Annotated in this window: 29 protein-coding genes and 2 pseudogenes; 17 read left to right on the forward strand and 14 right to left on the reverse strand. The window is 67.6% G+C overall.

The annotated features are described in order from the left end of the window. Positions 1–48 precede the first annotated feature (48 nt). Positions 49–729, forward strand: coding sequence for a class I SAM-dependent methyltransferase (locus tag DVH23_RS18390; protein ID WP_114578872.1), 681 nt, complete (start codon positions 49–51; stop codon positions 727–729). Between the two features lie 33 nt (positions 730–762). On the opposite strand, the gene DVH23_RS18395 is transcribed toward DVH23_RS18390, so the two are convergent. Together DVH23_RS18395 and DVH23_RS18400 are read right to left on the reverse strand one after the other, a co-directional pair. Continuing rightward, positions 763–1,269 (reverse strand): GNAT family N-acetyltransferase, encoded by a 507-nt coding sequence (locus DVH23_RS18395; protein WP_114578873.1) that lies wholly within the window; start codon positions 1,267–1,269, stop codon positions 763–765. 38 nt (positions 1,270–1,307) lie between these two features. Next, entirely contained in the window at positions 1,308–1,910 is a 603-nt protein-coding gene (locus tag DVH23_RS18400) for an IMP cyclohydrolase (RefSeq protein WP_114578874.1), read from the reverse strand. Between the two features lie 99 nt (positions 1,911–2,009). Between DVH23_RS18400 and DVH23_RS18405 the strand changes: the two genes are divergently transcribed. Beyond that, positions 2,010–2,585, forward strand: a complete 576-nt coding sequence (locus DVH23_RS18405) for a homing endonuclease associated repeat-containing protein (RefSeq protein WP_114578875.1) — start codon at positions 2,010–2,012, stop codon at positions 2,583–2,585. A gap of 245 nt (positions 2,586–2,830) precedes the next feature. Further along, the gene (locus DVH23_RS18415; protein ID WP_114578876.1) at positions 2,831–3,541 is read left to right on the forward strand and encodes a rhodanese-like domain-containing protein; all 711 of its coding nucleotides are present in this window, start codon (positions 2,831–2,833) and stop codon (positions 3,539–3,541) included. Here DVH23_RS18415 and DVH23_RS18420 read toward each other — a convergent pair. Further along, positions 3,531–4,460: pseudogene (locus DVH23_RS18420) on the reverse strand (NADH:flavin oxidoreductase); the annotation flags it as partial. The gene DVH23_RS18415 and the pseudogene DVH23_RS18420 sit on opposite strands and share 11 nt — an antisense overlap. Before the next feature lie 43 nt (positions 4,461–4,503). Here DVH23_RS18420 and DVH23_RS18425 point away from each other — a divergent pair. Beyond that, complete coding sequence (locus tag DVH23_RS18425) at positions 4,504–5,013, forward strand: winged helix-turn-helix domain-containing protein (RefSeq protein ID WP_114578877.1); 510 nt, start codon at positions 4,504–4,506, stop codon at positions 5,011–5,013. After that, positions 5,010–5,573 carry a transposase gene (locus DVH23_RS18430; RefSeq protein ID WP_114578915.1) on the forward strand — a complete coding sequence of 188 codons (564 nt, stop codon included), beginning with the start codon at positions 5,010–5,012 and terminating at the stop codon, positions 5,571–5,573. Before DVH23_RS18425 ends, DVH23_RS18430 begins: the two co-directional genes overlap by 4 nt. Before the next feature lie 6 nt (positions 5,574–5,579). Here the strand turns inward: DVH23_RS18430 and DVH23_RS18435 are convergent. Continuing rightward, a pseudogene (locus tag DVH23_RS18435) lies at positions 5,580–6,032 on the reverse strand (NADH:flavin oxidoreductase); the annotation flags it as partial. Between the two features lie 95 nt (positions 6,033–6,127). On the opposite strand from DVH23_RS18435, the gene DVH23_RS18440 reads away from it, so the two are divergent. Further along, entirely contained in the window at positions 6,128–6,412 is a 285-nt protein-coding gene (locus tag DVH23_RS18440) for a DUF211 domain-containing protein (protein ID WP_114578878.1), read from the forward strand. Between the two features lie 2 nt (positions 6,413–6,414). Further along, complete coding sequence (locus DVH23_RS18445; RefSeq protein WP_114578879.1) at positions 6,415–6,996, forward strand: VIT1/CCC1 transporter family protein; 582 nt, start codon at positions 6,415–6,417, stop codon at positions 6,994–6,996. Positions 6,997–7,001: 5 nt separating this feature from the next. Here the strand turns inward: DVH23_RS18445 and cgi121 are convergent, their stop codons facing one another. Both cgi121 and DVH23_RS18455 read right to left on the reverse strand, forming a co-directional pair. After that, positions 7,002–7,496, reverse strand: coding sequence for a KEOPS complex subunit Cgi121 (cgi121, locus tag DVH23_RS18450; protein WP_114578880.1), 495 nt, complete (start codon positions 7,494–7,496; stop codon positions 7,002–7,004). Continuing rightward, positions 7,496–9,823, reverse strand: a complete 2,328-nt coding sequence (locus DVH23_RS18455; protein WP_114578881.1) for an ATP-dependent DNA helicase — start codon at positions 9,821–9,823, stop codon at positions 7,496–7,498. Before DVH23_RS18455 ends, cgi121 begins: the two co-directional genes overlap by 1 nt. A 750-nt stretch (positions 9,824–10,573) precedes the next feature. Here DVH23_RS18455 and DVH23_RS18460 point away from each other — a divergent pair. Then, positions 10,574–11,314, forward strand: a complete 741-nt coding sequence (locus DVH23_RS18460; protein ID WP_157972493.1) for a hypothetical protein — start codon at positions 10,574–10,576, stop codon at positions 11,312–11,314. A gap of 275 nt (positions 11,315–11,589) precedes the next feature. Here DVH23_RS18460 and thsB read toward each other — a convergent pair whose 3' ends face one another. Continuing rightward, positions 11,590–13,251 carry a thermosome subunit beta gene (gene thsB, locus DVH23_RS18465; RefSeq protein ID WP_114578916.1) on the reverse strand — a complete coding sequence of 554 codons (1,662 nt, stop codon included), beginning with the start codon at positions 13,249–13,251 and terminating at the stop codon, positions 11,590–11,592. 253 nt (positions 13,252–13,504) lie between these two features. On the opposite strand from thsB, the gene DVH23_RS18470 reads away from it, so the two are divergent. Both DVH23_RS18470 and DVH23_RS18475 read left to right on the forward strand, forming a co-directional pair. Continuing rightward, a complete protein-coding gene (locus DVH23_RS18470; protein WP_114578883.1) occupies positions 13,505–14,461 on the forward strand; it encodes an aminopeptidase in 957 nt (318 codons plus the stop codon). Between the two features lie 85 nt (positions 14,462–14,546). Further along, positions 14,547–15,434 carry a TIGR01548 family HAD-type hydrolase gene (locus DVH23_RS18475; RefSeq protein ID WP_114578884.1) on the forward strand — a complete coding sequence of 296 codons (888 nt, stop codon included), beginning with the start codon at positions 14,547–14,549 and terminating at the stop codon, positions 15,432–15,434. Here the strand turns inward: DVH23_RS18475 and DVH23_RS18480 are convergent. After that, entirely contained in the window at positions 15,428–16,729 is a 1,302-nt protein-coding gene (locus DVH23_RS18480) for an ATP-grasp domain-containing protein (RefSeq protein ID WP_114578885.1), read from the reverse strand. The two genes, DVH23_RS18475 and DVH23_RS18480, sit on opposite strands and share 7 nt — an antisense overlap. A 179-nt stretch (positions 16,730–16,908) precedes the next feature. Further along, the gene (locus DVH23_RS18485; RefSeq protein WP_114578886.1) at positions 16,909–17,142 is read right to left on the reverse strand and encodes a hypothetical protein; all 234 of its coding nucleotides are present in this window, start codon (positions 17,140–17,142) and stop codon (positions 16,909–16,911) included. Between the two features lie 87 nt (positions 17,143–17,229). Here DVH23_RS18485 and DVH23_RS18490 point away from each other — a divergent pair, with 87 nt between their 5' ends. Then, positions 17,230–18,807 (forward strand): FAD-dependent oxidoreductase, encoded by a 1,578-nt coding sequence (locus DVH23_RS18490; protein WP_114578887.1) that lies wholly within the window; start codon positions 17,230–17,232, stop codon positions 18,805–18,807. On the opposite strand, the gene DVH23_RS18495 is transcribed toward DVH23_RS18490, so the two are convergent. Beyond that, positions 18,804–19,583, reverse strand: coding sequence for a glycerophosphodiester phosphodiesterase (locus DVH23_RS18495; protein WP_114578888.1), 780 nt, complete (start codon positions 19,581–19,583; stop codon positions 18,804–18,806). The two genes, DVH23_RS18490 and DVH23_RS18495, sit on opposite strands and share 4 nt — an antisense overlap. 94 nt (positions 19,584–19,677) lie before the next feature. Between DVH23_RS18495 and DVH23_RS18500 the strand changes: the two genes are divergently transcribed. Beyond that, the gene (locus DVH23_RS18500) at positions 19,678–19,968 is read left to right on the forward strand and encodes a hypothetical protein (RefSeq protein WP_114578889.1); all 291 of its coding nucleotides are present in this window, start codon (positions 19,678–19,680) and stop codon (positions 19,966–19,968) included. A 41-nt stretch (positions 19,969–20,009) separates the two neighbouring features. On the opposite strand, the gene DVH23_RS18505 is transcribed toward DVH23_RS18500, so the two are convergent. Further along, complete coding sequence (locus tag DVH23_RS18505) at positions 20,010–20,312, reverse strand: co-chaperone YbbN (protein WP_114578890.1); 303 nt, start codon at positions 20,310–20,312, stop codon at positions 20,010–20,012. Positions 20,313–20,377: 65 nt separating this feature from the next. On the opposite strand from DVH23_RS18505, the gene DVH23_RS18510 reads away from it, so the two are divergent. The 5 genes from DVH23_RS18510 to hisE all read left to right on the forward strand — a co-directional run bounded on the left by DVH23_RS18510 (position 20,378) and on the right by hisE (position 22,956). Next, positions 20,378–20,539, forward strand: coding sequence for a preprotein translocase subunit Sec61beta (locus tag DVH23_RS18510; RefSeq protein ID WP_114578891.1), 162 nt, complete (start codon positions 20,378–20,380; stop codon positions 20,537–20,539). A 92-nt stretch (positions 20,540–20,631) separates the two neighbouring features. Next, positions 20,632–21,501 carry a VOC family protein gene (locus DVH23_RS18515; protein WP_114578892.1) on the forward strand — a complete coding sequence of 290 codons (870 nt, stop codon included), beginning with the start codon at positions 20,632–20,634 and terminating at the stop codon, positions 21,499–21,501. Between the two features lie 36 nt (positions 21,502–21,537). Then, on the forward strand, positions 21,538–22,149 hold the full coding sequence (gene pdxT, locus DVH23_RS18520) for a pyridoxal 5'-phosphate synthase glutaminase subunit PdxT (protein WP_114578893.1): 612 nt from the start codon (positions 21,538–21,540) through the stop codon (positions 22,147–22,149). A 36-nt stretch (positions 22,150–22,185) separates the two neighbouring features. Beyond that, on the forward strand, positions 22,186–22,671 hold the full coding sequence (locus DVH23_RS18525; RefSeq protein WP_114578894.1) for a bifunctional nuclease family protein: 486 nt from the start codon (positions 22,186–22,188) through the stop codon (positions 22,669–22,671). Beyond that, on the forward strand, positions 22,672–22,956 hold the full coding sequence (hisE, locus tag DVH23_RS18530; protein WP_114578895.1) for a phosphoribosyl-ATP diphosphatase: 285 nt from the start codon (positions 22,672–22,674) through the stop codon (positions 22,954–22,956). 2 nt (positions 22,957–22,958) lie between these two features. Here the strand turns inward: hisE and DVH23_RS18535 are convergent, their stop codons facing one another. The 3 genes from DVH23_RS18535 to DVH23_RS18545 form a co-directional block, all read right to left on the reverse strand. Continuing rightward, positions 22,959–24,047, reverse strand: a complete 1,089-nt coding sequence (locus tag DVH23_RS18535) for a molybdopterin-dependent oxidoreductase (protein ID WP_114578896.1) — start codon at positions 24,045–24,047, stop codon at positions 22,959–22,961. A gap of 139 nt (positions 24,048–24,186) precedes the next feature. Then, positions 24,187–24,423 (reverse strand): hypothetical protein, encoded by a 237-nt coding sequence (locus DVH23_RS18540; protein ID WP_114578897.1) that lies wholly within the window; start codon positions 24,421–24,423, stop codon positions 24,187–24,189. 106 nt (positions 24,424–24,529) lie between these two features. Further along, a complete protein-coding gene (locus DVH23_RS18545) occupies positions 24,530–24,901 on the reverse strand; it encodes a DUF5518 domain-containing protein (RefSeq protein ID WP_114578898.1) in 372 nt (123 codons plus the stop codon). Positions 24,902–24,971 lie beyond the last annotated feature (70 nt).

Genomic DNA, 24,971 nt, shown 5'->3' on the forward strand with positions numbered 1-24,971 from the left:
TCGCGCGGAAGCGAACCGCACTTGCCCCCTCGCAACCGACACCCGGTCATGAGCGTTCGCGAGGAGTTCGACGAGTGGGCCGCAGACGGCCGGGATCGAGGAATGGAGGAGCGCCACTGGCACACCGCCAAGGGTGCGCTCGCGCGGATGCCGGTCGAGTCGGGCGAGACGGTCCTCGATCTGGGGTGTGGGAGCGGCTACGCCGGCCGCGCGCTCCGGGAAACCAAGGGGGCGGGACGGGTCTACGGTATAGACGGCGCCCCGGAGATGGCCCGAAACGCCGCCTCCTACACCACGGATCCGGGAGTCGGGTACGTCGTCGGTGACTTCGAGTCCCTCCCGTTCGCGACCGACTCGATCGACCACGTCTGGAGTATGGAGGCCTTCTACTACGCCGGGGACCCCCACCGAGCGCTGTCCGAGATTTCCCGTGTCCTCCGGCCCGGCGGCACGTTCTTCTGTGCGGTCAACTACTACGAGGAAAATCACCACTCCCACGGCTGGCAGGAGTCGATCGACGTCGAGATGAGCCGCTGGAGCCGCCGGGAGTATCGCGAGGCGTTCCGGGAGGCGGGACTGTACGTCGCCTCCCAGGACAACCTCCCCGACCGGGAGGTCGAGATCCCCGACGAAGGCGAGTTCCCGACCGACGACTTTGAGAGCCGGGAAGCGATGGTCGAACGCTACCGCGAACTCGGGACCCTGCTCACGGTCGGCGTCGCGCCCTGACGCCGGGACTATTCCGCGACGCGGCCGAGGAGATCACTCGAGGGCCCGTCGGAACACCCGTTCCGCGACTCGCTCGCCGAACAGCTCGTCCTCGCGCTCGGCGACCGCCTCGTAGCCGCGGGCACGGTAGAACGCGATCCCGACCTCGTTGTCGGCGAGCACCCGCAGCCGGACCGCGTCGTCGCCGGCTCGACGACGCTCGCGCTCGAAGGCGGAGAGGAGGGCGGTGCCGACCCCCTCGCCCCACAGGTCGGGATCGGCGTAAATCGCGCCGAGGACGGCCACATCCCCGTCTCCTTCGCCGTCCGGACCGCCGCTGGCGTAGCCGACGACGTCCCCGTCCTCGGCCACCAGGTACGTGACCTCGTCGCGATCGACGAACTCCCGGACCTGGTCGGGGTCGTACCATTCTTCGAGGGCGCGGTCGATCGTTTCGCCGTCGAGAATTCCGTTATAAGCGGCGTTCCAGCTCCGTTCGGCGACATGGCGGATCCCCGTGACGTCCTCCGGGGTCGCGGTGCGGATCGTGGGGTCCGTCATGACCGGCCGAACGCGGCCCAAGAACGTAGTTCCGACGGTCAGTCGTTGACGATCGCCGTCTCGAACTCCCCACCGACTCGGGCGACGCCGGCCGCACAGACCGCGTGCTCGAACGCGAGGTCGTAGGCTTCGCGGGCGGCCGCCTTCGCACTCTCGGCGTCAAACTCGAATGCCTGGGGGCGGTCGTGCTCGTAGGTCGCGACCAGCGTCGGCTCGGAAACCGCTTCGACGAGGAGCGCGTCCCTGCGGACGATCCCGACGTAGGCCTCGCCGCCGTTTCCGGCACTGCTCCCGCTGATCGTCGCCGCGATCCGCGGCGTGTCGTAGTCGTCTTTTTCGTAGTCGAGCGCGAGCAGGCTCGCCGCGAGCGCGTCGCGGGCGGGGTAGCCCCGCTCGAGTTTCTCGGCGATCGGATCGACGTGGGAGCCGTTGCCGAACGCGGCCGTCTCTCCGTCGGGAGTCTCGACGACCCGTAGGCAGTTGTAGCCGACGTAGGGGTTGTCGGTCTCGGGGGCGTCCTCGGTGGGCCCGACGGTCAGGGCCTCCCCCCGGTCGTCGATCCGGCGGTTCGGGAACGATCGCGAGGAGACGCGGTAGGCGCCGATCCCGGGACCAACGAGCAGGAAGCGTCCGATGTACATATGCGTGGGTGCGCGAGAGCGGGGAAAAGGCGTGTCGGTTCGCGAGCGACGCCGTCATCCGGCCATAGATTTATGTCAGAAGCCGTGATTATAGACGACATGGTGACGGAGGTGGACTGCCTCGAGGCGTTGGGGCGAGCGGCCGAGCGACTCGGCGAGTCGCCGACGAAAGCCGCTTACGAGGAATTAGAATTGACGCCGGCTTCGGCGACGATTATGAAAACGCTAGGCGGATGGAACGCGGCAAAGGAACGTGCTGGATTGGAAACCTTCGACCGAGGCGCGACCGGTGATCAGCCCATTCAAGCGAAACCGACCGAGGTTGAGCTCCCTTCCGGTGTCGAATGGGACGAACTCACAAGTCAACAGCGTTGGTACTACAAGAACCAGGAGGAACGGATCGAGCGCAAAGATCGTCGTCGAGCAGAGATACGCCGGTGGCTCTACCAATACAAAGACCAGAACTGCAAATGTACCCGATGCGATGAAGATAGGCCACTCTGCTTGGATTTTCACCATCCAAACGAGAAAGAACGGAGCGTCGCGACGATGGTCGTGAACGGACATTCGAAAGAGAGCATCCGAGAAGAAATCGAACGATGCGTAGTTCTCTGTGCGAACTGCCATCGTCTCAATCATCTCGACGCACCCGAAAACTCTGAAGCAAAACCGTAACCCGACAACCATAAGTAGGAATCTGCCCAACGATCTGATGCGGTTTCAGTCCCCTAGGGTAGTGGCCAATCCTGAAGCCTTCTGGGGGCTTCGACACAGGTTCGAATCCTGTGGGGACTACTTCTCGTACTTCGCCTCGAACCCAACCCTTTCGCAGTCCATCGGTTTCCACTCGAAACAAAGGGGTTCGAACCGGCCGAAATCGACCAGAAGTCCTATCTTTTCCAGGGTCCAACTCGGTTTCGATGAACAGGCGTACGTTTCTCGCGGTCGGCGGGGCCGCGGCGATGGGTGGCGTTGCGGGGTGTCTGGGTGGCAATGGGGGCGGCGACAACGGGACGCCGGCCAACGAGTTCGACTACGAGACCATAACGACCGACGGGACCGACGTGCCGCTGGCGCCGGTCACGGACGTCTACGAGTGGTACGAGAACGGGGAGGCCGAGTTCGTGGACGCGCGAGGTCGCGCCCAGTACGATGGAAAACGAATCGCAGGCGCGGTGTGGTCGCGTGCACCGGACGGCGTCGACGACGACCCGGTCGAGGAGTGGGCTACGGACACGCGGATCGTCACCTACTGTGGCTGTCCCCACCACCTCTCCTCTCAGCGCGCCGCGTCGCTGATCGACGCGGGGTACGAACACGCGTACGCGATCGACGAGGGGCTGGGTGGCTGGGAGAACAACGGCTATCCGCTCGAGGGAACGGACGTCGAGGCCGAACGCGTGACCTACGAGATCCGCGGAACGGCGAGCACGGAGTACGCCGGCGAGATGGTCACCATGAAGCAGGTCGGCGTCGATCGCCGCGAGGCGGCGCCGATCGGCGACGACGGCTCCTACGCCCTCCAGCTCCACTACGCCGGCTCGACCGAGGACCGGTTCCGGGTCGAGGCCCCGGAGTACACCGCCGAAGGGACGCTCGCGGAGCTGACCGGCGGGGTCGTCACCGCCTGAGCGACGGGTTCTCGCCGTAGGCGCCTGCCTCCTCGAGTTCTCGGCGTTCCCGGAGCACGTCCGGGGTCCGGCAGATCCCCGGCGCGCCGGTGGCCTGGGGCACCGTACAGTTATTACAGCTCTCACAGAGGACCCGCGCGTCGGGCTCGACGGCCTCGCCCGCTTTCGTCCTGTCCTTCCCCGTATCGCCGTCGGCGAGCAACCGTGCCCCCAGTCGCGGCTCGGCGTAAAAGGGTCGGGCCATCCCGACGGCGTCACAGGCCGGATCGCCCTCGGCGCCCAGCAGCCGATCGATTTCCCCGCGCCCGCGGATCCCGCCCTCCGCGAGGACGGGAATCGAAACCCGCTCGCGGACCCGCCTGCAAAAATCCTCGTTCCAGGCGGGTTCGAAGTCGTAGAGGACGGACTCCAGTCGGTTGCCCGCCGCGACGAGCCGGCGTCGAAGGGGCCCCCCGAACGCCGCGTCGTACCCCTCCCGGAGCGCCTCCGACTCCCACGCCCGCTCGGGGTACTCCCCGCGGACGATGCTCATGTCCCAGACGACGGAGGTTCGAACGGGGACGACGGCGTCGTAGCCGATTCGCTCAAGCCGGCGGGCGATCTCGATTCCGTCCTGAAGGGAGAGCTTCCGGCGGACGGCGGGCGTCGCCGGCGTCTCCGCGGGTACTTTCGTGACCAGCGGGAGGTCCCCGGCGCGCTCGCGGATCTCGCTATGGACGACCTCGAGGAATCGCAGCCGTGCCTCGGGCGAGCCGCCGAACTCGTCGTCGCGGCGGTTGTAAAAGGGCGAGAGGAACTGCTGGACAATCCCCATGTTCGCGCCAGCGAGGTGGATCCCGTCGTAGCCCGCGTCGGCGGCGTATCCTGCCGCCCGGCCGAAGTCCGCCGCGAGGTCGTACACCTCCCCCGTGTCTAATAGTGATTAAGGGAATGATTTACCGAGGGACGGGGTAGAGTCGGTAATGGGTCGGCTCGACGATATCTCGATCGAAGAACTTCACGAACTCAAGGAACAAACAGAGGACGGGAAGCCGCGAGAACGCGTTCTCGCGGCGATCGGACGCAAGCAAGGCGATCAACTGGATACGCTGGCTGACCGCCATGGCGTTGTCGAGAAGACGATCCGCAACTGGCTCGATCGGTTCGAGGAGGAACCGATCGAGCAAGCTCCCTACGATGCTCCTCGACCGGGAGGCCCAGCCAAGATCGAAGGTGAGGACCGAGAGCAGTTGTTCGAACAATTGCAGGAGCCACCAACTGAACTCGGCTACGACCACCAAGCGTGGTTTCCGAAGCTCCTGCTGCACCACGTCAAAGAGGTGTATGGCGTCGAGTACAGCAATGCCTACGCGTACGAACTGTTGAACGAGGCCGGGCTGTCCTTGCGGACAGCACGGCCTCAACACCACGAAGCCGACCCCGAAGACAAAGCCGAGTTCCAGGCGACAGTCGAAAAAAACGGCCCGAACTGAGCGAGGAAACCGTCGTTGTTGTCGATCAGTTCACCAAGCACGTCGGGACCGTCCAACGACCTGGCTGGTACCCGATTGGCTCGAACCCAACTATCGAGACTGCAACGTCCTGGAAGTCGGTGACAGTGCTGGGCGCTGTCACCGACGACGGTGACAGCTTCTTTTGCTGGACGGACGAGAACCTCAACAGATTTCACGGGATTCGACTGCTGGAGGCGTTGCAAGAGCAATTCGGTGAAGAGTTAGTGGTGTTTCTTGACCGGGCAGGCTACTTCTGGGCGCGGGATCTCTGGGAGCACGTCAGCGGAGAACGAGCGACCGAAACTGTCGGAGACAGTTCGGTCGCGTGCGTCCGCGGTGACGATCTCGAAGTCTGGTATTTCCCCTCGAAGCTTCCCGAACTGAACGCAGTTGAAGGCTGCTGGGATCAGTTGCAAGAGTGGTTCAAGTATCGACTCGTTCCTGATCTCCCGACGCTGAAAGACTACATCTCACGAGGAGTGAACGCGATCAGCGAACCAAACATTTGGCCGTATCTTATTGGTAAAGAATCGTCCTAATCACTATAAGACGTGGGGATCGTACTCGAGGAACCCGGCCCGGTCGAGCGCCCGGAGCTGCCAGGGCGGGTCCGAGACCGCCAGTTGCTCGAGGTCGGGGTGCTCGCGTCGAAAGTCTGCGTGCCAGGTCTCCATCGAGCGCAGCCCACCGTGTTCGAGCTGGAGGAAGAGCCGCCCGCCCACGTCGTGGATCGCCTCCGTGAGTCGCGACAGCCGGGCGACGAACTCGGGGTCGTGGACCCGCGTCATCCCCGGCGCGGCACAGCCGCCCTCCCCCCGAACGATCGTCGCGCCCTGAAAGAGCAGGCCGACGCCCGACTCCGCGGCCGGGAGCAGCTCCTCGATCAACCGGTCTACGGCGTCGGGGCCGTTGCCGGCACACTCGAGCAGCGGTGCGCGATAGAGGCGGTTGGGCACCTCACTGCCGCCGATCTCGAGGGGGTCCTCGAGCGTTGCCATGACCCGTATTCCGGCGACGGCTACAAGAGCGTGCCGTCCAGGAGACCACCACCGCCATCCGGAGCCCTTTCAGCCACCCCGCCGTTCAGACGACCATGGCTCCGGTCACGCGGCTCGTTCTCGACGTACTGAAACCCCACGACCCCGGTGTCGTTCCCTTCACGGCCCGCCTCGGCGACGTAGAGGGGATCGACGCGGCGACCGCGACGGTCGTCGAGGTAGACGAGCGCGTCAAGACCCTCAGGGTTACCCTCGCGGGCGAGGATCTCGACCTCGGGACGATCCGCGAGGAAGTCGAGGACCTGAGCGCGTCGGTCCACTCGATCGATCAGGTCTCCTGTGGCTCGCGAACCGTCGAGGACCCCCTGCTGGGCGAGTGAGGATGTCGGACCGACTCGCGAGGGTTCGGCGCGTCATAGAGAAGGGCGAGGTCCGGTCGATCTCCCGGCGGTACTTCATCTCGAACGGGTTCGACGGCACGCTCACGAGCATCGGCGTCGTCGTCGGCGCCTACCTCTCGGGGATCGACCAGGGACTGACCGTGGTCGCTATCGGTCTCGGGGCGGCCGTCGGCCTCGGCACCTCGGGCGTCTGGAGCGTCTGGGAGATCGAACGCGCGGAGGGCCTCGCCGAGCGCGAGCGGATCGAACGCGCGATGCTGACCGAACTCGGAGACACACGCCTCCAGCGCGAACACCGAACGGCCCGGGTCGTCCACGCCACCGCGAGCGCGGCCGGGCCAGTGCTCGCGGTCGTACTGACCCTCGTGCCGCTCGCACTCGAAGGTGTGCTTCTGACGATGGGACAGGCCGTCCTGGCGTCGCTTCTCGTCGGGATCACGATCCTCGCTGGGTTCGGCGTCTACCTCGCCTCGATCTCCGGCCAGCAGGTGTACTGGGCGGCAATCCGGATGGCGCTGGCGGGGGTCGTCGTCGCCGCGATCAACGTCTTCCTGCCGGGGTGAGACCGTCACTTCTCGACGACGAGCAACGCCACGCGCTCACGGACCAGGTCCTCGAAAACCGCGTCGGTTGCCGCCCGTTCGGCCGCCGTGATCTCGAAAAAGCGCTCGATGGTCGCCTCGTCGCCCCCCATCGCCTCCCGATCTCCGACGAACGCGTCGAGCCCCCCCAGGTCCGTGAGCGCCCCGGCCTCGTCGCCGCCGTCGATCAGAACCACGGCGTCACACTCGCCCTCTCCCACGCCCATCTCGAGGGCGCGGTCGATCTGCCTGCGTCCGGCGGCGTACAGCAGGATCTCGACCGCGCGGTCGCGGGCGATGGCCTCCTTGCGGGCGATCGCTCGGTCGGCGAGTTCGACCGCCCGCCGGAGGTGGGCCTCTCCGGCGACGTAGCGGGCGTCGAACGCCTGTATCGTCGCGCCGTGGGTGTCGCCGATCTCGCCGAGCCGGGCGACGAACCGATCGAGGTCGTCGATCGAGAGCCGACAGGGCAGTAGCTCCATCAGAAGTCACCGAGGTCCGCCTGGCTCTCGGGGAACTCCTCGTCGGCGCGGGCGTCGGAGTCGGGCGCCTCCCGGGCCTCGACGACCGGCTCGACGCCCTCCATCGAGGGGTCCTCGCGGCCCGCGTTCTCGAGGACGGTCTCTGCGGTCTTCGCCCCCTGGAGCGCCCCGAGAACGACGCCCTTGTCGGCGTTTCTGAGCGCCGCGGGGGTCTCGATCCCAGCGGCGTACAGCCGGCGGGCACGCTTGCGGCCGACCCCCCGAACCGAGACGAGTTCGAGCAGTTCCTCGCCGACTCCGTGTTCGACCCGGGCACGGGCCTCCCGGACGGCGACGGTCCACTCGCTTCCGATCTCGCTCGCGAGCGACTCCGCCGCGCCCAGGAGCCACTCCGCGGTGTCTACCTTCCCGCGGAGGTCGCCCGGGCCGATGCCGTACCGATCGGTGAGTTCTCCCTCGTCGTCCTCCTTTGCCCAGTCCTCGAGGAGCCTGCCGGTCTTCAGGGCCGCGAGCCAGTCCTCGAAGCGGTCGTCCTCGAACTCGCTCGGCGCCTCGCCCAGCAGTTCTGCCTCGCGCTCGTAGTAGATCTCGCCGAACAGTTCGTCCTCGCCCGAGCGGAGGTAAAGCTCGTACATATCCGGCGTTCGGGAGATGAGCTGGTAGAGCCCGAAGGCGGTCGGGCGCTCCTCTGTGTCCTCCAGGCCGTGGACGATCGTCGCGGCGCTCATCGGGTCGAGGTAGAGCCGCGAGACGGTGTGGCCCAGGCTCGTGGCCCGCAACTCCTCGTCGCTGTCGAGTTCGGAGGCGGGGGTGAACGCCCCGCCAGCGTCGCTCTCCACCTCCCCGTTCCCATCCTCGCCCTCGGGTCCGCGCTCGACGAAGTCGTTGGACTCGAGGTAGGCCAGGACGGTGTCGGTCACCGTCTCGAGGCGGCCCGGTTCGGCCGACTGGCTCGCATAGAGGGTCTCCTCCAGGAACGCGAGCAGGCCCTCGCGGGTCCGGGCGAAGCCCGAGGCGATCGTCGCGAGCACGTGGGTCCGAAGCGCGGGCTCGGCCGCGAGCTTCGAGCGCACGGGTTCGGGATCGGCCCAGACGTAGCGGTCGAACAGCTCGTCGCGCTCGTCGTGGCCCTTCGCGAGCAACACGGCCTCGCCGTAGGGGTCGAGGCCAGGACGGCCCGCCCGCCCCATCATCTGGTGGACCTCGAGGACGTCGAGGGGAGCCATCCCGCCCGCGGTCGGGTCGTACCGGCGCCAGTCCCGGACGATCACGCGCCGGGCGGGGGTGTTGACGCCGGCGGCGAGGGTCGGCGTCGCCGAGATAACCTTGAGCAAGCGCTCGCGGAAGGCGTCCTCGACGGCGCTTCGCTGGCTGCTCGAAAGGCCCGCGTGGTGGAAGGCCGCGCCGCGCTCGACGCAGTCGGCGAGATCCGCGCTGGTCTCCGTGTCGCTTCCCTCGCGGATTCCCTCGGCGAGGTCCTCTAGCTCCGCGCGCTCGTCGTCGTCGAGTTCCCGGTCGGTGACCGCTCCCAGCCGGTCGGCGGCGGACTCGGCGTTGCGCCGCGAATTGACGAAGACGAGCGAGGAACCGCCCTCGCTGACGATGTCGCCGACGAGCGCCGCCTCCTGGCTCTCGTTTCCGGAGACCGCCACCTCCCGACCGTCGCCGTCTGCGAACTCGATCGCCGACCCGTAGTGGACCCCCGTCCGGAGGTCGATCGGCCGCCAGTCGGTCTCGACGAGTTCGGCGTCGAGCCAGTCGGCCATCTCCCCTGCATTACCGACCGTCGCCGACAGCGCGACGACCTGGAGGGCCTCGTTCAGCCGGCGCAGTTTCGCGAGGGTCACCTCGAGAGTCGGCCCCCGACTCCCGTCGTTGATGAGGTGGACCTCGTCGCTGACGACGCAGGTCAGGTCCGTCAGCCAGGAGGCGCCGTTTCGCACGAGCGAATCGACCTTCTCGCTGGTCGCGACGATGACGTCCCTTTCGGTGAGCCAGTCGCTCGTCGACTCGTAGTTGCCCGTCGCGACCCCCACGTCGATCCCGAACGCGCCGTAGGCTTCGAACTCCTCGCGTTTCTCGCTGGCGAGTGCGCGAAGCGGAACGATGTACAGCGCCGTCCCCCCTCGTTCGATCGCCGACAGCATCCCCAGGGCGGCGATCATCGTCTTCCCGCTTGCGGTCGGGACGGCGGCGACGACGTTCTCGCCCTCCGTGATCCCCGCCTCGACGGCCTCGGCCTGTGGGGGATACAGCTCCTCGATCCCCTCCCCTCGGAAGTGCTCGACCGCGCCGTCGGGCAGCCCCGACAGCTCCTCGACGTTCATCGTCCGCGATAGGGCCGTGATCGGGTTTAAACTGTCGTCTGCGTCGCCAGGACTGGCCGCGGTTTCCGGCCCTGGATCGGGTCCGAAACAGCGGCCGACTTGCCCGCGGTTGTGTTACAGACAGGCTCTACGCGTATCGACCAGCAGAAGAAGGATTATGGATCAACGAGAAGAACGCTCGTGTATGTCTTCACCCGCGCAACAGGTGAGTGACCTTTGAGGAACACGAACCGCGCAGGCCGTCGGAACAGTGATTATTCTCAGCATAGGTGCATATACTCTGGTGTACGATACCGGGATGTTCGCTCTCATTAGCGGTATCATTTACATTACTGTTGGACTGTTGATGTTGTATGATCTGCTTGCCAAGTAACCGTCGGAGTGCGTAACCTTTGGCGTAAGAGTGCTGACGTAGTGGAATACGTTCGCATCTGGGTAGAACGTTGGGAGGGAGTTTATCGACCAACAGAGATGGCTCTCGTTACGTACAGGCAATAATCACTAGAACCAAACACAACATAAATATGATTCATCGCTTTCTACCGAGATGACGCAGTCGTAGCCGTCGCATATAGCGCATCTACAGACTTTTATTTATACTGGCATCAAGACCGGAGTGTGACCGAGCACCCGCGCACAATCACGTGGTCACGTAGCGCGTCGGCGTCAACGCTCGGTAGACTCTGTCTGTACCTTCAGGCCGGTTTTTTCGGCGGACTGACGCTACTGGTAGTTGCACTGGGAGCCACAGTGCTCGTTCTCTTTGGGGTAAACGGCGCGTACGGACGACTCGCGCTGTTCGTCTTGCTCTTGCTGATCGGTGGACCCTTCTCGCTGCTTTACTTGCTCCCGCTGGTCACCGACAATATGGCCCGCTCCTCGATACGAGCGTGGGCGGACCGCACGGGTTACGATCGGCTCCGCCCGCTCCCCGTGGCAGTGAGCGTCCTCGCTAGTACGGGCATGATCGTCGGCTCGGTTGCGGTGTCTCCGATGGCCTTGCTTGCGTTGTTCGTAGTGGTCCCGTTCGGGACGTCGATCGGCATGCAGTTGACGAACTCCCGTGGCGAGATCGATCACGAGAGGGGAACGGTTCGCGTAAACGAGCAGTCATTCGACCTCGAGGAACTCGCAGCCATCGACGTCCACCGCGTGCCGTGGACGGAAACCATTGTTCTCCGGCCGTCATACGCAACTAAAAGGCGAGGGGTGACGGCACCGGGGTACGTCTCGATGCCCCGAGACGTCTACGAAGAGGCCCGGCCGCTGCTTGAGGCCGCCGCGAGTGAGACGGAGCAGACGACTCAACAGAGCCGGACCGAACGCGTCGTCCTCGCCATCTTCGGCGTCGGCGCGCTCATCGGTGCAGTCGGCGCCGCGTTTCTCGGATTCGAGCAAGGGGGCGACGCGCGCGTAATCCTCTCCTATGTTGCCCTTGTGGCCGGCTGCTTCGGGATCGGATTCCTCACGCTGGCCGCTCGAGAACGATGACGCTGCCCGCCCAGACCGTTTTGTGGATCCCTCACCGACGAGCTATTCTCCGAATCTCTCCGATTCGACACTCCTAACGCGTATTGATCTGTTCTTCTCTGTCCTCCTGAAATGGTACGTTCGCACTCCAATCTAACCCGGGAGCCGTCGCGTGGATACTCGTCTCTCCGTGCTGTATCGGTCACCAGTCGGCAAAAGAGATCGGCCGGTCGTGAAGCGCAGCGATTCCGTCGGCGGGCGAGCCGTGCGTCGTGACGTGTGGGTGTTCCCGAACCTCACATCGCGCCGCCCATGCCGCCCATACCGCCCATGCCACCCATGCCGCCGGGTGCGCCGCCGGGACCGCCCTCGTCGTCGCCCTTGTCCGTCGAGAGGTCGCCCGCGGAGATGATGTCGTCGATCTTGAGCACGAGGTTCGCGGCCTCCGTGGCACTCGAGACGGCCTGATCCTTCGCGTGGGCGGGCTCGACGACGCCGGCGTCGAAGGTGTCGACGACGTCGCCGCTGAAGACGTTCAGGCCCGCACGGACCTGGCCATCCTCGTGGGCCGCACGCAGGTCGACGAGGGTGTCGATCGAGTCGAGACCGGCGTTCTCGGCGAGCACGCGCGGGACGAGTTCGAGGGCGTCGGCGAACGCCTCGACGGCGAGCTGTTCGCGTCCCGAGACGCTGTCGGCGTAGTCACGGAGCCGGGAGGCGAGTTCGACCTCGACGGCGCCGCCGCCGGCGAGCACGCGACCGTCGGAGACCGTCTGGGCGACGACCTCCAAGGCGTCGTTGACGCCGCGCTCGAGCTCGTCGGCGACGTGCTCGGTCGAGCCCCGAAGCAGGAGGGTGACGCCGTGGCCGCCCTCGCCCTCGACGTAGAACAGCTCGTCTTCCTCGTCGCGGGTGACCGAGCCCGAGCCGAGAACGTCCTCGCTCGCGCTCTCGAGATCGGAGACGATCGTCGCGCCCAGCACCTCCGAGAGGAACTCGAGGTCGGACTTCTTGGCGCGGCGAACCGCCAGAATACCCTCCTTGGCGAGGTAGTGCTGTGCGAGGTCGTCGATCCCCTTCTGGCAGAAGACGACGTCGGCGTCCAGGTCGACGATCCGCTGGACCTTCTCCTGTAGCTGTTCTTCCTCGCGGTCGAGGAACTGCTGGAGCTGGTCGGGGTCGGTGACCGAGACCTCGGTGTCGACGTCGGCCTCCTCGACCTCGATCGGGTCGTTGAGCAGGAGGACCGACGCGTCCTCGACGGAGGTCGGCATGTCGTCGTGGACCGGGTCCTTGTCGATGATGCCGCCCTCGAGGAGTTCGCTCTCGCCGGCCGACTGGCCGGTCTGGGTCTCGATGTTGAGGAATTCGAGGTCGACGACGTTCCCGCCGTCTTCTTTCTCGACGGTGACCGCCGAGACGGCGTCGACGATGAGTTCGGCGAGGTGTTCTTTGTGCTGTTCTGCCCCCTTGCCGGTCATCGAGGTCTCGGCGGTCTTGCGGATGAGCTCCTCGTCGTCGGCGTCGATCCCCTCGGCGATGTCTCCGATCTCCTCGCGGGCCTGCTCGCTGGCCATGTGAAAGCCCTTGATGATCGCCGTCGGGTGGATGTCCTGTTCGATGAGATCCTCGGCGTTCTTGAGGAGTTCCCCCGCGATCGAGACGGCCGTCGTCGTGCCGTCACCGGCCTCGTCCTCCTGGGTCTGGGCGACCTCGACGATCATCTCGGCGGTCGGGTTGTCGATGTCCATCTCCTCTAAGATGGTGACGCCGTCGTTCGTGATGGTGACCGAGCCCATCGAGTCGACGAGCATCTTGTCCATCCCCTTCGGACCGAGCGTGGAGCGAACGGACTCCGCGACCGCGCGTGCGGCGCTGATGTTGTAGTCCTGGGCGTCCTGGTCCTTGACGCGCTGGGAGTCCTCGCTCATCACGATCATCGGCTGTCCCTGTTGCATTCGCTGGCTCATGGTCAGCCGACTCATTGATTGTCCTTCTATATAAAAATACCTAATCCGGCCCACCGGAAACGGTCGGAGATGCGATCCTTCAGGGTCAGAAACCACCCGACTGCGGCCCCCCGTTCCCGGTTGTGTGTGGAGAGGTAACACGATTCATGGCGAGGAGCCGGCGCCGTGCTAGCGCCGTCTTTAAGTCAACCCCCTGTCGAGGAGGGGAACACCTATCCCGACGCCGCCGGAGGTCCCACGCATGTCTCCGTCGGATCTCCATGCGGCGGCCGAGACGGCCATCGGCCAGTGCATGAACGTCGAAGCGGGCGAATCGTGCGTGATCGTCACCGACGACGACCGCGAGCCGATCGGCGAGGCCCTCTATGAGGTCGCAAGCGAGGTCACCGACGACAGCGTGATCGCGCGCTACCCGCCCGGCGAAACCCACGGCGGCGAACCGCCCGAAACGGTGGCGGCGGCGATGGCCGACGCCGACGTCGTCCTCGCGCCGACGACCAAGAGCATCACCCACACGCGGGCGCGGACGAACGCCACCGACGCCGGCGCCCGGGTCGCGACCCTTCCGGGGGTCACCGAGTCCGTGTTCACCACGGGACTGGCCGCCGACTACGAGTCGATCGCGAGCCACTGCGAGGCCGTCCTCGAGCAGGTCGCGGGCGCAAGCGAGATCCGGGTCACGACCGAGCGGGGCACCGACATCACGTTCGACGTCACGGGTCGTTCGTTCCTCTCGGACACCGGCATCGTCCACGAGCCCGGCTCCTCCTCGAACCTCCCCGCCGGCGAGGTGTTCGTCAGTCCCGTCTCCGCCGACGGCCGCTACGTCGTCGACGGGACGATGCGCCCCTACGACCGCCTGGAGGGGAGAGAGCTGACCTTCGAGGTCGAGGACGGTCTCGTTACCTCGATCTCCGACGACGAGATCCGCGAGACGGTCGAGAACGCCGCCGAGGAGGTCGGCGACGCGGCTTACAACCTCGCCGAGCTGGGCATCGGTACCAACGTCGCGGTCACCGAGCTGGTCGGCAGCGTCCTCTTAGACGAGAAGGCGGCGGGCACGGTCCACATCGCGCTCGGCGACGACGCCGGGATCGGCGGCGACGTCGAGGCCCCGATCCACTTGGACGGCATTATCCGTGACCCCACGGTGTACGCCGACGGCGAGGAGATCGACCTCCCCCGACCAAACCCGTAGATCGTCCCGAACGGTCCGGGCGCGAGGCGGGAGCCGGCGAACGAGAGTCGATACCCCCTTGGTGGTCGCCCCCGACGCTCCCGGCATGACCACGGACGCAGCCGTCGATGCGGTCGTCCTCGACGTCGACGGCGTCGTCGTCGACGTCGCCGACTCCTACCGGCGGGCGATCGTCGAGAGCGTCGAGGCCCGCCACGGGCGAACGATTCGAAAAGGCGATATACAGGAGTTCAAAGATGCCGGCGGGTTCAACAACGACTGGGACCTCGCGAGCGCCGCCGCCCTCTACGTGCTCGCGACCGAGGAAGGCTATCGCGACTCGATCGACGACTATACGGACCGGATTTCCGGGGCGGGCGGCGGGCTCGAGGCCGCCGAATCGGTCGTCCGGGAGTCACTCGGCGCGCGGGCGTTCCGGCGGATCGAAGGCCGGTGGGACCGGGCCGCGCTGCGGGACGTCTTCCAGCAACTGTACCTCGGCGAGGAGCTCTACCGGGGTCTCGAGGGCGGCGAGCCCGATCCCGACCTCGCGGGGCAGGGGTTCATCCACGACGAGCCGGTGATCCTCGAACCCGAAACCCTGGAGGCCCTCGCGTCCTACGATGTCGGGGTCCTCACGGGCCGGCCGGCCGCCGAGGCCGAGATTGCGCTCGATCGGGCAGGGCTCTCCGTCCCCGAGGATCGACGGTTCACGATGGACGACTGGGACGAGGGGAAACCACACCCCCGGGCGCTGCTCGCTCTCGCCGAACGGTTCGGCGCCGACCGGACGGTGTTCGTCGGCGACACCTTAGACGACGTCCGGACCGCGGTCAACGCGACCGAGGCCGACTCCGGGAGGACCTACGAGGGGATCGGCGTCCTCACCGGCGGGCTGGCCGGCGAGGCGGGCCGAGAGGCCTTCGAGAGCGCGGGCGCGGCGGCCGTCCTCGAGTCGGTCAACGACCTCCCCGAGTTCCTCGAGGGCTACTGACGCGCGGAGGGGGGCTCGGTGGCCGCCGGCGGCTCCGACGACCGGGAGAGGTCGTAGGCGTTCCACAGGTCCCGGAAGAAGGGGCGGGGGTCGTCGGCGACGAGGTAGTCAAAGCGGGGGGAAGCAAGGATCGAGCCCGCGACCTCCCGGAGGGCGGCCGGGAACGACGGCCTCTCGACGAGTTCGAACTCGTCTCTGAGCACCGACCGGAGGTAGAGCAGTTCCCCCCGGAGCAGGTGGCCGCCGATCCCGACCTCGTAGTCGGGTTGGGAGACGGCCTCGCCGCGGGCGAGGCGCCAGTAGTCGGCGGGGAAGTCCGCACCCGCCCGGACGGTAAACGGCAGCGACGACCAGAAGCGGGGGTTGACCTCCATCAACCTGAACTCGCCGTCCTCGTCCCGGAGGAACTCGACCATCGCGAGCCCGTGCCACTCGAGGGCGTCGAGCAGCGTCCGGCCCGCCTCCTCCAGGGCGGGAATCCGGACGGACTCGCGGTAGGCGCTGGGGCCGCCGGCGTAGGTCCAGCCCCGGCGCTGGCGGTGCTGGAAGGTCGCGACCGCCTCCCCCTCGTCGTACAGCGCGAAGAAGCCGTACTCGTCGCCGGGGACGTACTCCTGGAGCAGGGGGACGTGGTGCATCTCCGCCGTGATCGCCGCGGCGTCGGGCGGGCGCCCCGAGGAGAGATACGACGTCGAACACGAGGAAAGACAGCTCGCGGGGTCGAGCCCGTCGATGTAGGCGCCGGCAAGGATCGAATACCGAGGTTTGACGATCCACTCGCGGTTCCAGTCGATTCCCTGTTGGATGCCCGCCACGGCGGCCCCGCCGTCGGGTCGCCCGCCGCCGTCGGTCGCGGCTCCCTCCTCGAGGAGTCGGGTTTCGGGGAAGGCGACGTCGTGGTCGGCCGCGACCTCGAACAGTCGCCGACGATCCTGGACGCGCGAAAGCGTCTCGAGGTCGGGCCAGGGGGTGGCGACATGGGGTGTGAACTCCTCGCGGTGGGCCGCGAGGACGTAGACGTCCTCCTCGCGGACGGGGACGATCGTGGCGACGTCGGGGCGGGTCGAAAGCTCCAGCAGGGCGTCCTTGTAGGCGAGCAGGTCCTCGTGGGGCGAGGGGACCACGACGGTCTCGTCGCAGTACGCAGAGTAAAACGACGGCGTCCCCTCGTCTTCGGAGACGGCGATCGTGTGGACGCCGCGGCCCCCCAGCGAGCGCAGACAGGCGACCGAGCTCGGCGCGGAGATCGCGGGAACGACGACGGCTCGGCGCTCGGTCCGGACGGTCGAACTCATCGCCGGACGTGCACCGCCCTCCGGTAATGTTAAGCCGTATCTAACGCGAGCCGGGCCAGCGACCAGCCGGCGATCGGCCTCCCTTCGACCGCCCCGGTCCCGAGATCTCTGGCGTAGAGGGTCCGAGTCGTCGGCCGGATCAGCGCGGACAGCGGCGGTCGCGTGTCGGGGAGAACCGGTTAGCACAGCGGCTCGTCGAGGACGTCGCCGAAGGCGGTGACGTACGGACGGTCGGCGTACTCCCGACGGACCGCGGCCAACAGCTCCCGGCGGGCGTCGAGGGCCCGCTCGTGGGGAACCGCATCGACGATCCGGACGTGATCGGGCGCCGGCGAGACGACCGTCGCGGCGATCGCCTCGCGCCCGCAGGCGGCGACGTCGGCGTGGGACCGCCGCTCGGGTTCGCGAGGCACCACCGGTAGAACCTCGCTCCTGAAGACGCAACCGCCCGGCGCTGGCGCCCCGGCTACTTTTGGCCGTCCCGGGCGTACGCGTGGGTCATGGCCAGAGACCCGCCGGCCCGCGCCGACCTCCCCGGCGAACCGACCTCGCCGTGGCTCGCGACGACGAGATCGCCGGGCTACGACCCCCTCGAGAGCGACGTCCGGGTCGAGGTCGCCGTCCTCGGCGGCGGCATCGCCGGGCTCTCGACGGCCCACGAACTCCGCGAGCGGGGCCACGCGGTCGCCGTCGTCGAACGCGACGAGCTCGCGGCCGGAATCACCGGGAAGACGACCGCGAAGCTGACGAGCCACCACGGCCTGAAGTACGACCGCCTGCGCCGCGAGTTCGGCCCCGACACCGCCCGGACGTACGCCGCGGTCAACGAGCGCGCGATCGACACGGTCGAGGAGCGCGTCGCCGACTGGGACGGCGACTTCGGCTTCCGGCGGCTCCCGAACTACGTCTACGGCGACGGCCGGGACGCGATCGAACGCGAGGTCGCGGCCGCGAGCGAGGCCGGCCTCGACGCGTCGTTCGTCACCAGCGTTCCCCCGTTCGACCGGGCGGCGTGTGGCGTCCGGGTCGACGACCAGGCCTGTTTCCATCCCCGGCAATACCTGCTCGAACTCGCCGACCGCCTCGCCGGACGAAGCGGCACGGAGCTGTTCGAACACACTCGAGTCACGGGGATCGAGCCGGGATCGCCGTGTCGGATCGAGACGACCGTCTCGCCGGAATCGCGGGCCGACGGCGACGGGCCGGGGGAGCCCCACACGGTCCTCGCCGACCGGGTCGTCGTCGCGACCGGCGCGCCGATCCTCGATCGGGCGGGCTACTTCGCGCGGCTCCACCCGAAGCGCTCCTACGTCCTGGGGATCCGCCTCGACGGCAGGTACCCGGAGGGGATGTACTACGACGCGGGCGAGCCCTACCGGTCGGTCCGGCCCCACCGCGACGGCGAGGGCGACCTCCTGCTGGTCGGCGGCGAGAACCACAAGACCGGTCAGGGCGGCTCGACGGCGGAGCGCTATCGCCGGCTCGCGGCATGGGCCCGCGAGCGCTTCCCCGTCGAATCGATCGACTACCGGTGGTCGACCCAGGACTACGTCCCCGCCGACGGCCTCCCGTTTATCGGTCGGCTTGGCATCGGCACGGGCGAGATCTCGGTGATTACCGGCTTCGGCGGCTGGGGGATGACGACCGGCGTCGCCGCCGGGGAGTTACTCGCCCGCGAGATCGACGGCGAGCAGGTTCGAGAGCTCGAGCCCTTCGACCCGCTCCGGGCGACACCGAAGGCGTCGCTCCCCACGGTTCTCACCGAGGGCGCCGACAGCGCGGGCCAGTTCGCGACCGACTGGGCGCGGGCGCTGCTCGCGGACGACGGCGAGCCGATCGAGCCCGGCGAGGGCCGGGTCGTCCGCCGGGGCTCGAAACCGATCGCCGTCTCCCGGAGCGAGGACGGCGAGCTCAGGGCGGTGTCGGCGGTCTGTACCCACATGGACTGTCTCGTCGACTGGAACGATGGCGAGAACAGCTGGGACTGTCCCTGTCACGGTTCGCGATTTTCCCCCGACGGGCGGGTGCTCGAGGGGCCGGCGAGCGATGACCTCCCCCCGCGGGAGCCCGACGGCTAACTCCAGCCGCCGAGTCCCGGATACTCCGCGATGACGCCGTCGACGCCCGCCCGCTCGAGGTCGTCGAACTGGAGCCAGCTCGTCGCGGTCCAGGCGTTTACCGCCCGCCCCTCCTCGTGGGCGACGGCGACGAGATCGGCCGTCGAGGGCGTTCCGACGACCGCGGCGATCGGCGGATGGATCGCCTCGCAGTCGTAGCGGCGAGCGACCTCCAGTCCCGCCTCGAGATCGGGACCGGGGAGGACGGCCGCCTCTCCGCCGCCGGCCGCCCGCAGCGCCGCGAGCGCGCCCTCACAGAACGACGAGAACAGGAGGTCGCCCTCGAACCCACGACAGTCGGCGAGAACGCGCTCGACGAACGGCGCCCACAGCCGGCGGCGCTCGCCGCGTTCGCCCGCCGACAGGGCCTCGCCCGGTCGCCGATCGGGGGTTCCGGGACTCTTCAGTTCGACGTTGACCCCCGCAGTCGAGGGGAGCGCCTCGAGGACCTCCACGAGCGTGGGGACGGTCCGGCCGCTCTCCAGAACCTCCGCGCCCCGGACCCTCTCGAGGGGCTGGTCGCAAACGAGCCCCTCGCGATCTGTCAGCGGACGGCCGTCGCGGGGCTCGTCGCCCTCGAGGCGGTCGTCGTGGAAGACGACTGGCGTCCCGCAGGCGGCAGGCCGGACGTCGAGTTCGACGGCATCGGCGCCGGCCTCGATCGCGCCCGCGAGGGCGGCGACGGTGTTCTCGGGCGCGCTCCCGGCGAACCCGCGGTGAGCGATGACGGCAGCCATGAGAGGGGGAACGCGTCCGGAGGGTTTGTGGTCACCGTTCGGGACCGGATCTTCGGGGCCGAGGGTTGATGGCGGTGGCCGCGGTAGCCTCCGTATGGACGACTCCGTCAGCGACGAGGGCGACGGCGCCGAGGACGTCGACCTCGACTCGATCGAGGCGGACCTGGATCGGGCCACTGACCTCGAGACGGCGGAGGCGATCGAGGTGCTCCGGGAGGCGAAGGGCGACCTCGAGACGGTCCGCGGGGATCCCGCGGTCGACACGGGGCGCCGCGAGGAACTCGAGAACCGCCTCGACCAGCGCATCCGCGAGATCGACGAACGCGACGCCTACGACGGCGGTCTGGGTGCCTCGATGAACCCCGAAGACGACGAAGCGCCGTAGCTCCTCGAAATGAGGCGAACGGAGGAACCGGCCGCGAGGAGTTAGGCGCCGGCCGACTCGAGGGCGTCCTCGATGTTCTCTCGCTGGGTGACGCCGACGAAGCGCTCGACGACGCCGTCGTCGTTCTCGATGATCAGCGTCGGCAGCGACCGGACCTGGTACTCGTTCGCGACGTCCTGTTTCTCGTCGACGTTTACCTTCTCGACTTCGAACCGGCCGTCCCAGTCTTCCTCTAGCTCCTCGAGGATCGGGTCCTGGGTCTTGCAGGGGCCACACCAGTCCGCGTAGAAGTCCTTGAGCGTAACGGTCATGCAGTGCATCGCTACTTCCCACGCGTCGCGCATAAGGGTTTCCCACCGGCGTGAGACCGTTGCGAAAGGTTTAGTGGAGCACGGCCGGTAGGGGTGGTATGGACAGAGGACAGAACAGTGGCGGACTGATGTCCAGTGCCGGACTCGTCCGCTACTTCGACAGCGAGGACTCGAACGCGATCCGGATCGACCCCAAATCGGTGATCGCCTTCGGCGTCCTGATCGGTCTGCTCGTCCAGCTTCTGACGTTCGTCTCCTGATCCGGCCGGCTTCCGCGCCGGTTTCGTCCCGTCGGAGTCGCCGGACCGACCGCGGCCGTCGCCCATATGTCGTTCCCCGACGAATCCTCCGTATGACCGACTCAGACGGACGGCTTCCGGAATCGACCCGTCCGGGCCGGAGCGTCCTGACCGTCGCCGACGAGGCCTCGACGATAGCGTTCTACCGCGACGTGATCGGCCTCGACGTTCTCGCCCGCGAGCCCGCGGTACTCGGCGCCGACGGGACGCCGCTGCTGGAGGTGCGCCACGACGCGGACGCTCGACCGCGCCCGCGGGAGGCCGCCGGCCTCTTTCACAACGCGTTCGTGCTCCCCGATCGGGCGGCACTCGGCGACGCGCTCGCCCGGATCCGCGACCGGGGCGCGCTCTCCGGGGCGTCCGACCACGGCGTCAGCGAGGCGCTGTACTGCCGGGATCCCGAGGGAAACGGCGTCGAACTCTACCGGGACCGTCCCCGCGAGGAGTGGCCCCGCGACGACGACGGGATCCGGATCGGCTCCTGGCCCCTCAACGTCGAGGCGCTCGCCGCCGACGCCGACGGAGAGGCGTCCGACCGGGTTCCGGCCGGAACCCGGCTGGGCCACGTCCACCTCGAGGTGACCGCGATCGACCGAGCCCGGGAGTTCTACGCGGAGACGCTGGGGTTTTCGGTCGTGGACTCCTCCCCGTCGGCGCTGTTTCTCGCCGCCGGCGACTACCACCACCATCTGGGGCTGAACGCCTGGAACGGCCGGTCGGCGCCGGCCGAAAGCGGTGCCCGCGGGCTCGCGTGGTTCGAACTGGTCGTCCCGGACGGCGCCGTCGAGGGGGTTCGACGCCGTCTCGACGCCGCCGGCGCCGCGACCTCGACCCGCGGGGACGGGTTCGAGGTCGTCGATCCCGACGGCATCCGGCTCCGAATCGTCGCCGAGTCGGAGGCGGGCGACCCCGGGAAGCCGTGACGCGACGCTTTTGACGTCCCGATCCGTACCCGGACCATGGCCCCGACCGCCGGCGTCGTCGCCGTCCAGGGCAACGTCGCGGAGCACGTCCGCGCGATCGAGCGCGCGGGAGCGGCAAACGGGGTCGACGTGACGGTCCGCGAGATCCGCGGGTCGGGGACCGTCCCCGACTGCGATCTACTCGCCCTTCCCGGCGGGGAGTCGACGACCATCTCGCGGCTGATCCACGAGGCGGGCATCGCCCCCGAGATCCGGGCCCACGTCGAGGCCGGGAAACCGTTGCTCGCGACCTGTGCGGGCCTGATCGTCGCCTCGCGGGACGCCGCCGACCCGCGCGTCGAGACCCTCGACCTCCTCGACGTCCGCGTCGAACGCAACGCCTTCGGCCGCCAGCGCGACAGCTTCGAAGCCGACCTCGACGTTGCCGGGCTCGACGAGCCGTTCCCCGCGGTCTTCATCCGGGCGCCCGCGATCGGCGAGGGTAACACGGATTGTGAGGGCGACGGAGACGCCGGCGGGCCGGAGACCCTGGCGCGGTGGGACGGCCGGCCCGTCGCCGTCCGCCAGGGGCCGATCGTCGCCACCGCCTTCCACCCCGAACTCACGGGCGATCCACGGCTCCACGCGCTCGCCTTCTTCGAGTCGTAGGGAGGGTTTTTCCCCCTCGCCCCCGTCGGTCGCCGTATGAACGCATCAATCGACGCCGTCCGGGTCGCCGGGACCCCCCAGGGGCCGGTTCCGGTGCTCGTCCTCGCGGTCGACGGCGAGGAGGACGTGGTCCCCATCTTCATCGGTCCCGAGGAAGCGACGAGCATCGCCCGGGGGTTGGAGGCCGAGGACATCGGCCGGCCGCTGACCCACGACCTCCTCCTGGACGTGATGGAGGAGATGGGCGGCCGGATCGACCGGATCGTCGTCAGCGAGATCAAGGAGGGCGAGGAGGGCGGGACCTACATCGCCGACCTCCACGTCGACACGCCGCGGGACTCGGTGGTGATCGACGCCCGCCCCAGCGACTCGATGGCGCTTGCCGCCCGGACGAACGCGCCGATCGAGGTCGCCGAGCCGGTCTTCGAGAGCGGCCGCGAGGAACGCGAGAAGTTCGACGAACTCGACGACATCCGGGACGTTCAGGGCGGACCCGCGGGAGCAGGAGCGGGTGAGCCGTAGATGGACCGGACGATCGAGGAGCTGTTCGCGGTCATCGAGGACCGACGAGAGACCCTTCCCGATGACTCCTACACCGCCTCGCTGCTGACCCACGAGAAAGGCGAGAACGCCGTCCTCGAGAAACTCGGCGAGGAGACCACCGAACTCGTCCTCGCGGCCAAAGACGACGACGAGAGCGAGATCGCCGCCGAATCGGCCGACATCGTCTACCACCTGCTCGTCCTGCTGGCGATGAAGGGCATGGATCTCGAGGCGCTGGAGGCCGAACTCGAGGCTCGGCGTTAGGGTCAGGAATCGAAGCCGCTGATCAGCGTGACGAGCCACTGAGCGGGGTCCGCGCGGTCGCGGACCTCGACGCGGACCACCCACTTGACCCACTGGAACCCCCGTCGGCCGGGCGCAACGAGCCGGACGGGCGCGCCGTGGCCGTGGCTCAGGGCCTCGCCGCCGACGCGGGTCGCGAGCAGGGCGTCGCGAGCCTCCCCGATCGGGAGCGTCCAGCGATAGCCGGTGACCGAGACGAACCGGACGTGGGAGGCCCCCTCGAGCGCCCCCGCGTCATCGAGCAGGTCGCCGACGCGGACCCCCTGCCACTCCTGGACGGTGTACCAGCCGCTCGTACAGTCGAGGAGCGCGTGCCGGGTCGCGTCGGGCTCGACCGACTCGAGTTCGATGGGGTCGGCGACGAGGCCCGAAACCGCGAGACTCCAGGCCTCGGGGTCGATCGGGGCGGGGTCATCGGCGACCCATGACGTCACCGGAAAGGTCCCGTTGCCCTCGCCTGTGGCGGGCCGGGAGCCCGTAAAGCGGCGCTCGTCGCCGCCAGTGCCGAGAACGGCGTTTGCCGTCTCTTGGAGCCGGTAGACCACCGCGCCGCCGACGAACAGGCCGGCGAATTTGAGGGCCGTCCGGCGCTCGCGGAAGTCCGTTCGCCGGGGAAGTCGAAACCGCGTTGCGAGGTGGGCGACCACGAGCGGAACCAGGGCAAGGCCGAAGCCGACGTGGACCGACAGCAGGGTCCAGTAGGCGATTCTGTCCTCCGCGCCACCCGCACCGAGGACCCAGGCGATCCCGGTCGCGAGGGTGCCGAGGGCGGCGACCGCCGTCAGGACCGACAGGGGGGTCGTCGGCTCCCACTGTTCGCGGTCCAGTAGTCGGTAGCGCACCCTGTAGAGCTTGAACGCGAGCAGGGCGACGATCGCCAGTCCGACGATCCGGTGGAGCCAGAAGACGTACCAGCGGCCGGACGTGCCGACGGTAAACGAGAGCACTCCGGTCGCGGCCTCGATCGAGACGCAGACGAAAAGCGACCAGTCGACGAGTCGGGGCGGGGGCTGGACGCTCGCGAACGCGCGCTCGAGACGCCCTCGAACCATCGTCACGTCTTGGCACGACGGCGGGAAGTAGTCGTCGCCATTAGGGTGTCATAAAACAGTTCACAAGGTATTATTTTCAGGAGATATTTGATGTATCTCGTGCTCACTGCAGGTGCGTATCGGCCAATATGGGTTAGTTCTATTTTGCTCTGTGAGTCATTGTATTATAATCTGGCAAATATTCTATATTTGCTGTGATGATTGTCAGAAGGTATGTGAAGATCGGGATAATCATTCCAGTGAGAAATAAAAATTGCCAGTCGATGGTGCCTTCGTTTTCATAGAATATACCCATATATTGGAAGAGAGCAAGCAATAGCAGGAACGTTACTGTTAATTTAATTATTTCTCGCAGGTCCGGTCTCGGAAACTCCATACCTATATGTCGTTCATCGTTCGACAAGTACCTTCCCTGTACTGAGCGATACTGAGTAGTGGCGGACGGAGTGTGTGAACCGTTGTACGACACTCTCGTCACCGCGTCAGGTCGAGAGGGCCGCGCCCACCGCACCGGCGATCGCGCTCTCGAGGGCCATGACGAGGGCAACGACGACCGCGACGACGAATATTCCGGCGCCGGCGGCGGTGCCGACCGCGCCGCCGACGGGCCCGAGCGCGAGCCCGAGCAGGCTCACGGCGACCCAGATCAGCAGGCCGCCGATCAGCCCGCCGAGGGCGCCCGCGAGCAGGCCGTGCCAGAAACCGCTTGCGAGCCCGCCGCGGGCCATATAGCCCGCGACGAACCCGCCGACCAGACCCGCGGTGAGCTGTCCGAGTCCGGGGATGGCGAGCCCGACGATCCCGATCACTGTCGTGACGACGAAGCCGACGACGACCGCACGCCAGTTTGTCATACTCCATCGAGGCGCCCGACGGGCAAAAGAAGTCGGCACGTAACGGACGCCCTTTTATGACCCGCTCGCG

It is taken from the genome of Saliphagus sp. LR7 (genome assembly GCF_003344565.1).
In the GTDB taxonomy this organism is placed as follows: domain Archaea; phylum Halobacteriota; class Halobacteria; order Halobacteriales; family Natrialbaceae; genus Saliphagus; species Saliphagus infecundisoli.

Coding starts and splice junctions, on each gene's coding strand:
- DVH23_RS18390 (WP_114578872.1), top strand. CDS start 49: ATGAGCGTTCGCGAGGAGTTCGACGAGTGGGCCGCAGACGGCCGGGAT.
- DVH23_RS18395 (WP_114578873.1), bottom strand. CDS start 1,269: ATGACGGACCCCACGATCCGCACCGCGACCCCGGAGGACGTCACGGGG.
- DVH23_RS18400 (WP_114578874.1), bottom strand. CDS start 1,910: ATGTACATCGGACGCTTCCTGCTCGTTGGTCCCGGGATCGGCGCCTAC.
- DVH23_RS18405 (WP_114578875.1), top strand. CDS start 2,010: ATGGTGACGGAGGTGGACTGCCTCGAGGCGTTGGGGCGAGCGGCCGAG.
- DVH23_RS18415 (WP_114578876.1), top strand. CDS start 2,831: ATGAACAGGCGTACGTTTCTCGCGGTCGGCGGGGCCGCGGCGATGGGT.
- DVH23_RS18425 (WP_114578877.1), top strand. CDS start 4,504: ATGGGTCGGCTCGACGATATCTCGATCGAAGAACTTCACGAACTCAAG.
- DVH23_RS18440 (WP_114578878.1), top strand. CDS start 6,128: ATGGCTCCGGTCACGCGGCTCGTTCTCGACGTACTGAAACCCCACGAC.
- DVH23_RS18445 (WP_114578879.1), top strand. CDS start 6,415: ATGTCGGACCGACTCGCGAGGGTTCGGCGCGTCATAGAGAAGGGCGAG.
- cgi121 (WP_114578880.1), bottom strand. CDS start 7,496: ATGGAGCTACTGCCCTGTCGGCTCTCGATCGACGACCTCGATCGGTTC.
- DVH23_RS18455 (WP_114578881.1), bottom strand. CDS start 9,823: ATGAACGTCGAGGAGCTGTCGGGGCTGCCCGACGGCGCGGTCGAGCAC.
- thsB (WP_114578916.1), bottom strand. CDS start 13,251: ATGCAACAGGGACAGCCGATGATCGTGATGAGCGAGGACTCCCAGCGC.
- DVH23_RS18470 (WP_114578883.1), top strand. CDS start 13,505: ATGTCTCCGTCGGATCTCCATGCGGCGGCCGAGACGGCCATCGGCCAG.
- DVH23_RS18475 (WP_114578884.1), top strand. CDS start 14,547: ATGACCACGGACGCAGCCGTCGATGCGGTCGTCCTCGACGTCGACGGC.
- DVH23_RS18480 (WP_114578885.1), bottom strand. CDS start 16,729: ATGAGTTCGACCGTCCGGACCGAGCGCCGAGCCGTCGTCGTTCCCGCG.
- DVH23_RS18490 (WP_114578887.1), top strand. CDS start 17,230: ATGGCCAGAGACCCGCCGGCCCGCGCCGACCTCCCCGGCGAACCGACC.
- DVH23_RS18495 (WP_114578888.1), bottom strand. CDS start 19,583: ATGGCTGCCGTCATCGCTCACCGCGGGTTCGCCGGGAGCGCGCCCGAG.
- DVH23_RS18500 (WP_114578889.1), top strand. CDS start 19,678: ATGGACGACTCCGTCAGCGACGAGGGCGACGGCGCCGAGGACGTCGAC.
- DVH23_RS18505 (WP_114578890.1), bottom strand. CDS start 20,312: ATGCGCGACGCGTGGGAAGTAGCGATGCACTGCATGACCGTTACGCTC.
- DVH23_RS18510 (WP_114578891.1), top strand. CDS start 20,378: ATGGACAGAGGACAGAACAGTGGCGGACTGATGTCCAGTGCCGGACTC.
- DVH23_RS18515 (WP_114578892.1), top strand. CDS start 20,632: ATGACCGACTCAGACGGACGGCTTCCGGAATCGACCCGTCCGGGCCGG.
- pdxT (WP_114578893.1), top strand. CDS start 21,538: ATGGCCCCGACCGCCGGCGTCGTCGCCGTCCAGGGCAACGTCGCGGAG.
- DVH23_RS18525 (WP_114578894.1), top strand. CDS start 22,186: ATGAACGCATCAATCGACGCCGTCCGGGTCGCCGGGACCCCCCAGGGG.
- hisE (WP_114578895.1), top strand. CDS start 22,672: ATGGACCGGACGATCGAGGAGCTGTTCGCGGTCATCGAGGACCGACGA.
- DVH23_RS18535 (WP_114578896.1), bottom strand. CDS start 24,047: ATGGTTCGAGGGCGTCTCGAGCGCGCGTTCGCGAGCGTCCAGCCCCCG.
- DVH23_RS18540 (WP_114578897.1), bottom strand. CDS start 24,423: ATGGAGTTTCCGAGACCGGACCTGCGAGAAATAATTAAATTAACAGTA.
- DVH23_RS18545 (WP_114578898.1), bottom strand. CDS start 24,901: ATGACAAACTGGCGTGCGGTCGTCGTCGGCTTCGTCGTCACGACAGTG.